11 protein-coding genes are annotated in these 11,398 nt (G+C 56.6%); 4 read left to right on the forward strand and 7 right to left on the reverse strand.

Translation table 11 applies throughout. From position 1 onward, the window contains the following. The first annotated feature begins 116 nt into the window (after window positions 1–116). Entirely contained in the window at window positions 117–1,766 is a 1,650-nt protein-coding gene (locus tag AC2FAJ_RS10855; protein WP_045631259.1) for a methyl-accepting chemotaxis protein, read from the forward strand. Between the two features lie 38 nt (window positions 1,767–1,804). On the opposite strand, the gene AC2FAJ_RS10860 is transcribed toward AC2FAJ_RS10855, so the two are convergent. From AC2FAJ_RS10860 to AC2FAJ_RS10870, 3 genes are all read right to left on the reverse strand, one after another. Continuing rightward, entirely contained in the window at window positions 1,805–2,770 is a 966-nt protein-coding gene (locus tag AC2FAJ_RS10860) for a DMT family transporter (protein ID WP_045631258.1), read from the reverse strand. 75 nt (window positions 2,771–2,845) lie between these two features. Then, window positions 2,846–3,670, reverse strand: coding sequence for an AraC family transcriptional regulator (locus tag AC2FAJ_RS10865; protein ID WP_248113318.1), 825 nt, complete (start codon window positions 3,668–3,670; stop codon window positions 2,846–2,848). Window positions 3,671–3,751: 81 nt separating this feature from the next. Next, window positions 3,752–4,600, reverse strand: coding sequence for an SDR family oxidoreductase (locus AC2FAJ_RS10870; RefSeq protein WP_045631257.1), 849 nt, complete (start codon window positions 4,598–4,600; stop codon window positions 3,752–3,754). Between the two features lie 84 nt (window positions 4,601–4,684). On the opposite strand from AC2FAJ_RS10870, the gene AC2FAJ_RS10875 reads away from it, so the two are divergent. Further along, entirely contained in the window at window positions 4,685–5,071 is a 387-nt protein-coding gene (locus tag AC2FAJ_RS10875; RefSeq protein WP_028015279.1) for a winged helix-turn-helix transcriptional regulator, read from the forward strand. 40 nt (window positions 5,072–5,111) lie between these two features. Here AC2FAJ_RS10875 and AC2FAJ_RS10880 read toward each other — a convergent pair whose 3' ends face one another. Further along, complete coding sequence (locus AC2FAJ_RS10880) at window positions 5,112–7,055, reverse strand: bifunctional 2',3'-cyclic-nucleotide 2'-phosphodiesterase/3'-nucleotidase (protein ID WP_045631256.1); 1,944 nt, start codon at window positions 7,053–7,055, stop codon at window positions 5,112–5,114. 190 nt (window positions 7,056–7,245) lie between these two features. Here AC2FAJ_RS10880 and cysQ point away from each other — a divergent pair, with 190 nt between their 5' ends. After that, window positions 7,246–7,986: a 3'(2'),5'-bisphosphate nucleotidase CysQ gene (cysQ, locus tag AC2FAJ_RS10885; protein WP_028015281.1), complete on the forward strand. Its 741-nt coding sequence runs from the start codon at window positions 7,246–7,248 to the stop codon at window positions 7,984–7,986. Here the strand turns inward: cysQ and AC2FAJ_RS10890 are convergent. Next, window positions 7,980–8,537, reverse strand: a complete 558-nt coding sequence (locus AC2FAJ_RS10890; RefSeq protein WP_485454122.1) for a YtfJ family protein — start codon at window positions 8,535–8,537, stop codon at window positions 7,980–7,982. The genes cysQ and AC2FAJ_RS10890 overlap by 7 nt on opposite strands. Window positions 8,538–8,860: 323 nt before the next feature. Here AC2FAJ_RS10890 and AC2FAJ_RS10895 point away from each other — a divergent pair, with 323 nt between their 5' ends. Then, entirely contained in the window at window positions 8,861–9,067 is a 207-nt protein-coding gene (locus AC2FAJ_RS10895; protein ID WP_008501430.1) for a DUF1107 domain-containing protein, read from the forward strand. Between the two features lie 75 nt (window positions 9,068–9,142). On the opposite strand, the gene paeA is transcribed toward AC2FAJ_RS10895, so the two are convergent. Both paeA and msrA read right to left on the reverse strand, forming a co-directional pair. Then, window positions 9,143–10,480, reverse strand: a complete 1,338-nt coding sequence (gene paeA / locus AC2FAJ_RS10900) for a polyamine export protein PaeA (protein ID WP_028015283.1) — start codon at window positions 10,478–10,480, stop codon at window positions 9,143–9,145. A 211-nt stretch (window positions 10,481–10,691) separates the two neighbouring features. Beyond that, entirely contained in the window at window positions 10,692–11,333 is a 642-nt protein-coding gene (gene msrA, locus AC2FAJ_RS10905) for a peptide-methionine (S)-S-oxide reductase MsrA (RefSeq protein ID WP_028015284.1), read from the reverse strand. Window positions 11,334–11,398 lie beyond the last annotated feature (65 nt).

Below are 11,398 nucleotides of genomic sequence, written 5' to 3' on the forward strand. Positions count from 1 at the left end.
GAATGGATTTAGGAAAGTGGTTTAGAAAGTTTTTAAAGGTGGAGAAACAGTAAACAACCCGCCGCGCGTGCCGATAGATACACGTCAGACAAACCTGCATATAACAAAGGCAACGCATGTTTAAACGTATAAAAGTCATTACTCTTCTTATTTCGGTGCTGCTTGTGCTCGGCATCATGCAAGTGATTTCCGCGGGTATCTTTATCAACGCGCTGAATAACGATAAAGACAACTTCACCGTGTCGCAGCTTTCCAGCCAGAACGTGGCGGAATTTACCGACGCCTGGATCAGCCTGAACCAGGCGCGCGTCACGCTAAACCGCGGGATGCTGCGTCTGCAAAGCAGCATGGCCTCTCAGATTAACGGCGGACAGCTGAACGAGCTGGTTAACACCGCGAAAAATCTGCTGGCCAATGCGCAGGTCCATTACGACAAATACTACGCCCTGCCGAATACCCCGGGTCTGGATGAGAACCTGGCCGATCGGCTGGAAGAGCAGTACCGCATCTACTCCGCCACGTTGACGCAAATGAACGTTCTGCTGGGCCAGGGCAACCTGGAAGATATGTTCAAGCAGAATGCCGAACAGAAGCAGACGGCAATGCAAAAGGTCTATCGCGAGTGGCGCGAGGCGCAGGCTGCGCTCACCAGTAAAGGCATTCAGGATAACGAAAGCGACTACAAGCGCATCCTGTGGATCCTTTCTGCCGTCATGATCCTCGTCATTGCGGTGATTATCTCCAGCTGGATCGCCATGCGCCGGGTGCTGCTGCTGCCGCTGGAAGAGGTGATCAACCATATCCGCGCCATCGCGGCAGGGGATTTAACCCAGCCGATTCAGGCTGAAGGCAAAAACGAAATGGCTATCCTGGCGCGCAACGTGCAGGAGATGCAAACCTCGCTGGCGAACACTGTGGGCGTGGTGCGTGAAGGCGCAGACACCATCTATACCGGTGCGGGTGAAATCTCGGCGGGCAGCAACGACCTCTCTTCCCGTACCGAGCAGCAGGCCGCGTCTCTGGAAGAGACGGCAGCCAGCATGGAACAGCTGACCGCCACCGTGAAGCAGAACGCGGATAACGCGCGTCAGGCGTCTCGTCTGGCGCTGGATGCCTCCTCAACCGCGAAGAAGGGCGGTAACGTGGTGGAAGGGGTGGTGCGCACCATGGACGAGATCGCCACCAGCTCCAGCAAAATCGCGCAAATTACTAACGTTATCGACGGCATTGCCTTCCAGACCAACATTCTGGCGCTGAACGCGGCGGTGGAAGCGGCGCGTGCGGGCGAGCAGGGCCGTGGCTTTGCGGTGGTTGCAGGAGAAGTACGCACGCTTGCCCAGCGCAGCGCCCAGGCGGCGAAAGAGATTAAGGCGCTGATCGATGATTCCGGCGAGCGCGTGAACGCCGGCTCGCAGCTGGTGAACGAAGCGGGCGCGACGATGGCGGAAATCGTTAACGCGGTTACCCGCGTGACCGACATCATGGGCGAAATTGCCTCTGCCTCTGACGAGCAGAGCCGCGGTATCGACCAGGTTGGTCAGGCGGTAGCCGAGATGGACCGCGTGACCCAGCAGAACGCCTCGCTGGTGGAGGAGTCTGCGGCGGCAGCGGCGGCGCTGGAAGATCAGGCCGCACGCCTGAACGAAGCGGTAGCGGTGTTCAAAATAACGCGTAATCAGGCGGTCAAAGCGGCACCGGTGAAAACCTATGTGCCAAAAGCGCAGCCAGCAGCGACGGCGCCTGAAGCGAACTGGGAAACGTTTTAACATCATGCCGGGTAAGGCGTAGCCGCCACCCGGCAAAATCACACCTCCGAAGCCGGAACGACCCTCGGTTTTTCCGGCTTCGCTCTTACCGCCATCACCACCCCCACCACCAGCAGCGCGATCCCGCAGGCCGTTAACAGCGGCGGCACGCTCTGGCGCATCAGGAAGGTGTACAGCAGCCCGGCCAGGGTTTCGAACACAATCAGCGGCCCTAAGATCACCGTCGGCAGCTTCTGGCTGGCAATGTTCCAGCACAGCGCGCCCACCCAGGAGCACAGCACCGCAATCGCAACCATTAAGCCAATAAAGACCCAGGGTCTTGGCCCGAAGGGCTGGGCAAATTCCGGCTGCTGATGGCCCAGCCAGAGGCATGCGCCGGCATACCCCACTAACGAGACGGGGAGCGTGACCAGCGCCTGCGCCGTTGCCCACATCATCGGGTGTTTATCCGGATTCTCCCGCAGCCAGCGCGCATTGCGCAGGGCGTACCAGGCCCAGCACGCGACCGAGATGAACGCTAAAACGATCCCCGAACCGTAACGCCATAAGCTGAAGTCTGCCAGGCCGTGGCGCAGCTCGGCGATATTGACGCACACCAGCCCCACGGCGGTGCAGGCCAGGGCGGGTATCATTTTCGACCACGCCAGCTTGCCGTCCCGATGGCTATAAAGCAGATTCGCGAAGATGGGGATGACCACCGGCAGCGTGCCGATAATCATGGTCGACACCGGCGCTCCGGTTCGCTGAATGGCGCTTGCCAGGCAGACGTAATAGATGAGATTGCCCATCATGGTCAGCGCCAGCGCGGTGCCCCAGTCCTGACGGCTGAGCTGTCGCAAGCGCGTACGCCCCAGCCATGCCAGAGGAAGGGCAATCAGCCCGAGCGCCAGATAACGTCCGGTAGACTGCAATATCGCCGGGTATTCCGGCACGATCAGAGGGCCGACAAAGATCAGCCCCCACATCAGACCTGCAAGCAGGGCATACAACACGCCGCTAATCATTTTTCCATCCACATTGATTTACTCTGCACTCAGTCTAGAAGGGGGAAACGCGCGCGTATTGTATGAGATTGCGCATTAGCGCCGGGTGACCTGTTTCTGGTAGCGCACGGGCGTAATGCCGTAGCGGCGGGTGAAGGCGCGGGTTAAATGCGACTGGTCGGTCAGCCCCGTTGCGGCGGCGACTTCGGCGGCGGGCATACCGTGGGTGAGAAACGCCTTGGCGCGCCACAGGCGGATGGCCATCAACATCTGGTGCGGCGTAACGTGAAAATGGGCTTTGAACTGGCGCTGGAAATGGTACGGGCTGAGCGAGACAACGTTCGCCAGTTCGTCCAGCGTCAGGGCGTGCATATAGTTGTCGTGCAAATACTCGCGCACGCGCTCGAACCGGTGTGCGCCTTCCTGAACCTTCGGCGCGTGATGGGCTAGCGGCTGAAAGGTCTCGATCAGATCCAGCAATAAGCCTTTTTGCGCCAGCGGATCGTCCGTATGCCACAGGCCGTAAATTAGCCTGCCGATCTGCTGAGAGCGCTGCGGGTCGTAACGGGTTACGTCGCTGAACCACCAGTGGCGCAGGCCGGTTACCTCTTCCAGAAGATCGGGTTCGATGTAGACCATCCGGTAGCGCCAGCCGTCTTCGGTCGCGGACTCCCCGGTATGGATCTCGTCCGGGTTCATGGTAACAACGGATTTTTCAGGTGCGAGATGCTGGGTGCCGCGATAGCGAAAGCGTTCGGCGCCGGTTTCGATGGTGCCGATGCCGAAGGCTTCATGGGTGTGGGGCTCAAAGGCGTAGTCAGAGATATGCGCGTGATAGAGTTCAAGGCCCGGCAGCTGCGCCAGATGGCGAAAGCGCGCGCTGTCTCTCTCATCAATAAACTGTTCCGGTACGCCTTGCACGATGAGCCTCCTCATGGGTCATCACTACATTATCAGAGATGACCCGAGGGGATGCCACAAAAAATAACCAATCCGTAACAATTACAGAATGGCTTTGACGCTCTCCGCCAGCGGTGTAGTCGGGCGGCCAATCAGCTTGCTCAGGGTACGGCTGTCGTCAAACAGGCCGCCTTTGGACGCGCCCACGTCGGAGTCCGCCAGCATATCCGCCAGCCCGGCGGGTAAACCCACGCTCTTCAATGCGGCTGCAAAGTCCGCTTCGCTCAGGTTTTGATACGCCACAGGTTTACCGCTCTGCTTGCTCAGTTCCGCCGCCAGCTCGCTCAATGTCCAGCCGTGGTCGCCTGCCAGTTCGTATACCTTGCCCGCATGACCCTCTTCAGCGATCACTTTGGCGGCCGCCGCGGCATAGTCTGCGCGGGTGGCGGAGGCAATTTTTCCTTCGCCTGCGGCACCAATGAATACGCCGTGTTCCAGCGCAGGCGGCGCGCTCGCCAGGTAGTTTTCGGTGTACCAGCCGTTGCGCAGCAGGGCATAGGGAATGCCGGACGCCGCCAGCGCTTTTTCAGTGGCGACATGTTCAACGTGCAGACCCAGCGGTGATTTATCCGCGTGCAGCAGGCTGGTGTAGGCGATAAATTTCACGCCTGCCGCTTTGGCGGCGTTGATAACGTTCTGGTGCTGGGTCGCGCGCTGGCCCACTTCGCTGGAGGAGATGAGCAGCAGCTTTTCCACGCCGCTCAGCGCGGCAGTAAAGGCGGCCTTGTCGGTGTAATCCGCCTGACGAACCACAATACCCTGGTTGCTTAACGCTTCAGCTTTCGCCGGGTTACGAACAATGGCAACAATCTGGTTTGCTGGAACGGTTTTCAGCAGTTCTTCAATAACGTGCTGACCAAGCTGGCCGGTAGCGCCGGTAATCGCGATCATGATAAATCTCCTTCGTGTTTGTCTGGTGTTGTGGCACACTATCACCATAGCTAACTTTTAGTAAGTACGTACAAAAAGGTAAGTATGAAAAAAACGATCCCAACGCTCAGCGAGCAAATGCGCGATGGCAATCTCTTCGCGGAACAGTGCCCTTCACGGGAGGTGCTTAAACACGTTACCAGCCGATGGGGCGTGCTGATCCTGCTGGCTCTGCGCGGAGGAACGCACCGTTTTAGCGAGCTGCGCCATAAAATGGGCGGGGTGAGCGAAAAGATGCTGTCCCAGTCGCTTCAGGCGCTGGAGCAGGACGGGTTTGTCGATCGCGTGTCGTATCCGGTCGTGCCGCCGCACGTCGAGTATAGCCTGACACCGATGGGCATCGAGGTGAGCGAGAAAGTCGCCGCGCTGGCGGACTGGATTGAAGTCAATACGCCGAAGGTGATGGCGAATCGGGATGAGCGTGCGGCGTAAAAGCCGGGTGGCGGTTTCGCCTTACCCGGCACAATCACCGCTACCTGCTCAAATCCACCTGATAAATCGCGAACCCGATATCATCCGTCGCAACCTTCTTCATCGGATACTGCGCCTTATCCTTAATAAACGCGGCTGCTTTATCGGACGGTGACGTTTCAAAGCGGATATCCAGTTTCGCATCGCTGTGGATTGGCGCAAGACGCCAGTTGTTATCCACCGCCGGGTGAATTTCGCCCGCCTTCTTCGACTCCGCGCCGATCCACGCCGCCAGCACCGAGCGGTTTTCGTCCGGCGAGGCAAAAGCGATGTGGCTATCGCCCGTACCGGCAAACTTGCCGCCGTAGGCGCGGTAGTTATTGGTCACCACCAGGAAGGTTGCATTCGGGTCAATCGCCTTGCCGTTGAACGTCAGGTTTTTGATGCGTTCGGCCTGCGGGTTAATCGCCTGGCATTCGCCGTCATATTTCGCCGGCTGGGTGACGTCAATCTGGTAATTTACGCCGTCGATCACGTCGAAGTTGTAGGTGCGGAAGCCGTCCCAGTTAATCAGCGGCTGTGGTTTACTGCTCTTCGGGTCGATCTGGTTAAACTGTCCGGCGGAGCACTCCAGCCACTCCTTCACCTCTTTCCCCGTGGCTTTAACCACTACCAGGGTATTCGGGTAGAGATAGAGATCGGCGGCGTTACGGAAGGTCAGCTGGCCTTTTTCGACCTCAACATAGCTTGCCGGGTCGTTCTTGCGTCCGCCCACTTTGAATGGCGCAGCGGCAGACAGCACCGGCAGTTTTGCCAGATCCGGATCGCCCTGAACAAAGTGTTCGGCATAGGCTTTCTGGGCCATGTTGACTACCTGAACGGTCGGATCGTCCTGCACCAGCGCCAGGAAGCTGTACATATTGTCGGCGGATTTGCCGATCGGCTTGCTGACGAATTCGCGGGTGGCGTCGTGGTCGTGCTTCAGCACGTCGACCAGCTTTTTATCTTCCGCGGCCAGGGATTTTTTAGCCGCCGCGTCGTAAATCGGGCGCGCTTCGGCTTTTGACTGCGTCACCTTCCAGCTGCCGCTGTCGTTATTTAGCACCAGATCCACCACGCCAAGGTGGTCGCCCCACATGCCCGGCATCACCGACGGCACGCCGTTGAGCGTCCCTTTCTCGATATCCGCCCCTTGAATGCTGGCAAAATCTTTGCCCGGGAAAACGGCGTGAGCGTGGCCGAACAGGATCGCGTCAACGCCCGGGACTTCGCTCAGATAATAAACGGAGTTCTCCGCCATGGCCTGGTACGGGTCGGCTGACAGGCCTGAGTGAGCCACCACGACAACGACATCCGCGCCTTTCGCACGCATTTCCGGCACATACTTGCGCGCGGTTTCGGTAATGTCATTAACGGTCACTTTGCCGTCGAGGTTGGCTTTATCCCAGGTCATGATCTGCGGCGGTACGAAGCCGATATAGCCGATTTTCAGCGTCTGCTTTTTACCGTCCCGATCGACAACTTCACTCTCTTTAATCAGGTAAGGGGTAAAGAGCGGCTTTTGCGTCTTAACGTCGATGATATTGGCGTTAACGTAGGGGAACTTCGCGCCGGCCAGCGCATCGTGCAGGTATTTCAGGCCGTAGTTAAATTCATGGTTGCCCAGGTTGCCAACGGCATAGTCCAGCGTGTTCATCGCTTTATAAACGGGATGGATCTCGCCTTTCTTCAGACCTTTCGCCGCCATGTAATCGCCAAGCGGGCTGCCCTGAATGAGATCGCCGTTGTCCACCAGCACGCTATTTTTGACTTCACCCCGCGCGGCGTTGATCAAACTTGCTGTACGTACCAGTCCGAATTTTTCCGTAGGGGTATCTTTGTAGTAATCGAAGTCCATCATATTGCTGTGCAGATCGGTCGTTTCCAGAATACGCAGATCTACCGTCGCCGCCTGCACGCTCGCTGCAATCAGCGTCGCCAGAAGCGTTGCACTAAACTTAATCATCAGAGGAGTCCTTTTTTCGATCCGTTCCACAAAAGAGTATGTATCTATCGTTTGTTGCTTACAGAAATGTGAATCCTGACAGAAAAAAGCGACCTGAAACCGGAATTGCTTCACAGATAGCGGAATTGTTCACATTACGATATAACTAAAACAAAGAGTTAACCTCACTGCGTTAACAAAGAGGTGGAAAATGCTAGATAAGATTTGTCAGCTCGCACGGGATGCGGGAGATGCCATCATGCAGGTGTATGACGGTGTAAAACCTATGGAGGTCGTCAGCAAGGCGGACGACTCCCCGGTCACGGCGGCCGATATCGCGGCGCATAAGGTGATCCTGCAAGGTCTGCAGGCCTTAACGCCGGATATCCCCGTTCTGTCTGAAGAAGCTCCGCAAAGCTGGGACGAGCGCCAGCACTGGCAGCGCTACTGGCTGGTCGATCCGCTGGACGGGACAAAAGAGTTCATCAAGCGCAACGGTGAGTTCACCGTCAATATTGCCCTGATTGAGAAGGGTAAAGCGGTGCTCGGCGTGGTCTACGCGCCGGTAATGAAGGTGATGTACAGCGCTGCAGAAGGGAAGGCCTGGAAGGAGGAGTGCGGCGTACGCAAGCAGATCCAGGTGCGCGATGCCCGTCCACCGCTGGTGGTGATTAGCCGCTCGCACAGCGACAGCGAGCTGGAGGAATACCTGCAACAGCTGGGTGAACACCAGACCACCTCGATTGGCTCGTCGCTGAAATTCTGCCTGGTGGCGGAAGGTCAGGCGCAGCTGTATCCGCGCTTTGGGCCAACCAACGTCTGGGATACCGCGGCAGGCCATGCCGTTGCCGCGGCCGCCGGGGCGCATGTCCATGACTGGCAGGGCAAGCCGCTGGACTACACCCCGCGCGAATCCTTCCTCAACCCCGGCTTCCGCGTCTCTCTTTACTGAGCCAGCAGTTTGTGCAGCAGGGCGACAACCTGCTGCACCTCTTCCTGGGTCAGCGCCCCGTCTTTCACCCACTGCACGCGGCCGTCCTTATCCAGCACGACAATCGCGGAGCTCTCTTCCTCAAGCTGCCAGGCCTTACGCGTCACGCCGTTGCTGTCGACGATAAACTGCGACCACGGGTAGAGCTTTTTATTGCTCTCAAGGCTTGAGCGCACAAACATCCCGGAGCCAGGAATGGCATCATCGGTGTTCACAATCGTGGTGGTCTGGTAGCGGTCATGAGGGAATTTTGCGGCCTTGATCGCCTCCACCAGGCTGGCATTCTTCTCTTTTGCGGATGTACGACCGGCAATATGTTGTACAACTCTCACTTTGCCCGCGAGCTGCGCGCTATTCCAGGCTTTATAGCTAAACTTATCATTGTCGAGAATCAATTCTCCCCGGTCAGCAATGCCGACTAGCGGTACACGTTGTCCTTTTTCAATGCTGTGAGCGGAAGCCCACAGGGGCAGCAGCAGGCAGGCTGCCGCAAGGATGTTACGTAGGGTCATGGCGTTTCCTTATTGTTTGCAGGTGATCCGACCACTTGGTCATACGTTTTAATCATAAGTGCGATCAATGTGGTTTTCCCGCAATCCGAGTGCCAGTTTGCGGGTGAACGCACATATCCATGAAAAAACGACGGCTTATACTGCTCTCTATCACGCTTTGCAAAGATTATTCTGAATAATTGTAATCAAACGGTAAATAAACTTATGCACACTGGGTAACACCGTAGTTCTGGTCTATAGTCATTGGGCATCAAAATTTGCGCTCAGGACAGTCGGGCCGATTGTGGCACCGCAAGAGCGTATGATTCGCAGGAGATACAAGAATGAAAATTTTCCAACGCTACAACCCGCTTCAGGTGGCGAAGTACGTGAAGATCCTGTTCCGTGGACGGTTGTACATCAAGGATGTTGGCGCTTTTGAGTTTGATAAGGGCAAGATCCTTGTCCCAAAAGTGAAGGACAAACAGCACCTGTCTGTGATGTCCGAAGTCAACCGTCAGGTTATGCGTCTGCAAACTGAGATGGCTTAACCAACGTGCTATGCAGTAGGTAGTTAAAAAGACGGCTCCCGATGGGAGCCGTTGATGTTTGTGGGGGCAGGAACGTTACGCCGACACCTTCTCTTCCGCGTCCGGCAGCTTCGGCACCAGTACGGTCGGCTTGTTGTCAATACGCGTCACCAGCAGCTGGTCGATGCGATAGTTATCAATATCCACCACCTCAAACTTGTAGCCGGAGAACTTCACCGAGTCGGTGCGTTTCGGGATTTTACGCAGCATAAACATCATAAAGCCGCCGATGGTTTCGTAGTTACCGGACTGCGGGAACTCGTCGATATCCAGCACGCGCATGACGTCTTCAATCGGCGTACCGCCGTCGATCAGCCATGAATTATCGTCACGCTGAACAATCTGCTCTTCCAGTCCCTGGCCAACCAGGTCTCCCATCAGCGTGGTCATCACGTCGTTCAGCGTGATGATACCCACCACCAGCGCGTATTCATTCATGATCACCGCGAAGTCTTCCCCGGCGGTTTTGAAACTTTCCAGCGCTTCGGAGAGCGTCAGGGTGTCCGGCACAATCAGGGTATTGCGGATCTGCACGCCGCTGTTGAGCGCCAGGCTCTGGTTTGCCAGCACGCGGTTCAGCAGGTCTTTGGAGTCGACGTAACCGATGATGTGGTCGATATCTTCATTACAGACCAGGAACTTGGAGTGAGGATGCTGCGCCACTTTGTTCTTCAGGCTCTGCTCATCTTCATGTAAATCGAACCAGATAATGTTTTCACGGCCCGTCATGGAAGAGGGCACGGTACGGGATTCCAGTTCAAATACGTTCTCAATCAACTCGTGTTCCTGCTTACGCAGCACCCCGGCTAGCGCGCCGGCTTCCACCACCGCATAAATGTCGTCAGAGGTGATGTCGTCTTTACGCACCATTGGCAGCTTAAAGATGCGGAAAATCACGTTCGCCAGGCCGTTGAAGAACCACACCAGCGGACGAAACACGTACAGACAGAAGCGCATCGGGTTGATGATACGCAAAGCTACAGCTTCTGGCGCAATCATACCGATGCGTTTCGGGGTCAGGTCTGCAAAGAGGATGAACAGGCCGGTTACCAGCGAGAAGGAGAGAATAAAGCTCAGCTGTTCGGCAAGCTCAGCGGACATGTATTTGACAAAGAGGCTATAAAACGCTGGAGAAAAGGCCGCATCGCCCACGATACCGCCGAGAATGGCGACCGCGTTAAGGCCAATCTGCACCACGGTGAAGAACATGCCGGGGTTTTCCTGCATTTTCAGGATGCGGGTGGCATTGATGTTGCCCTCGTCGGCAAGCAGCTTAAGTTTGATTTTACGGGACGCGGCCAGCGAGATCTCAGATATCGAGAAAAATGCACTGACGGCAATAAGACAAAGTATTACTAAAATACTGTTTAACATAGTTTATCCGGCTTCTCGCCAGATCCTCAGAAGGGGAGTTGATACCATTTGTGTGAAAACACGTAGAACGTCAGCTCGTAGCGTTGAGCCGATTATTTCAGCGGTAGTATAGCGTAAAGAGATGTAAATCTGCCAGAGGTCACATTTTTGGCATAAAACAGACCGGACAGCGTGCGCTGTCCGGTACGGGTGACGATTTAACGGTTAATAATCAGGCAAGCTGTGGCGGCAGGCAAACGCCGATGCCTCCGATGCCGCAGTAGCCGTACGGGTTTTTATGCAGATACTGCTGGTGATCGTCCTCGGCGTAGTAGAACGGTTTCGCCGTCGCGATTTCCGTGGTCACCTCGCGCGTATCGCCTGCTTCACGCATGGCCTGCTGGAAACGCTCAAGGCTGGCGCGCGCGGCGGCGTCCTGCTCAGGCGTGAGCGGATAAATGGCCGAGCGATACTGTGTGCCGTGGTCGTTGCCCTGACGCATGCCCTGCGCCGGGTCGTGGTTTTCCCAGAAGACCTGCAGGAGCTGTTCGTAGCTGATGACCGTCGGGTCATATACCACGCGTACCGCTTCCGCATGGCCGGTTTCGCCGGAGCAGACTTCGCGGTAGGTTGGATTCGGCGTATAGCCGCCCGTGTAGCCGGCCGCGGTGCTGTAGACGCCGGGCAGCTGCCAGAAGAGGCGCTCAACGCCCCAGAAGCAGCCCATGGCGAACAGGGCGATTTCCATTCCATCAGGAACGTTGGTCATTGAATGGTTATTGACGGCGTGTAAGGTCGCCACAGGCATAGGGGTGTTGCGTCCCGGTAATGCATCAGCTTGTGAAACCAGATGCTTCTTGTCGAATAAACTCACGATGGGGCCTCCCGGGGTGCGATGTTTCGGTTAAGGTTGTCACGAAGCGTTTAATTGAACACAAT

Source organism: Enterobacter cloacae complex sp. 385G4, assembly GCF_057320665.1.

Coding starts and splice junctions, on each gene's coding strand:
- AC2FAJ_RS10855 (WP_045631259.1), top strand. CDS start 117: ATGTTTAAACGTATAAAAGTCATTACTCTTCTTATTTCGGTGCTGCTT.
- AC2FAJ_RS10860 (WP_045631258.1), bottom strand. CDS start 2,770: ATGATTAGCGGCGTGTTGTATGCCCTGCTTGCAGGTCTGATGTGGGGG.
- AC2FAJ_RS10870 (WP_045631257.1), bottom strand. CDS start 4,600: ATGATCGCGATTACCGGCGCTACCGGCCAGCTTGGTCAGCACGTTATT.
- AC2FAJ_RS10875 (WP_028015279.1), top strand. CDS start 4,685: ATGAAAAAAACGATCCCAACGCTCAGCGAGCAAATGCGCGATGGCAAT.
- AC2FAJ_RS10880 (WP_045631256.1), bottom strand. CDS start 7,055: ATGATTAAGTTTAGTGCAACGCTTCTGGCGACGCTGATTGCAGCGAGC.
- cysQ (WP_028015281.1), top strand. CDS start 7,246: ATGCTAGATAAGATTTGTCAGCTCGCACGGGATGCGGGAGATGCCATC.
- AC2FAJ_RS10890 (WP_485454122.1), bottom strand. CDS start 8,537: ATGACCCTACGTAACATCCTTGCGGCAGCCTGCCTGCTGCTGCCCCTG.
- AC2FAJ_RS10895 (WP_008501430.1), top strand. CDS start 8,861: ATGAAAATTTTCCAACGCTACAACCCGCTTCAGGTGGCGAAGTACGTG.
- paeA (WP_028015283.1), bottom strand. CDS start 10,480: ATGTTAAACAGTATTTTAGTAATACTTTGTCTTATTGCCGTCAGTGCA.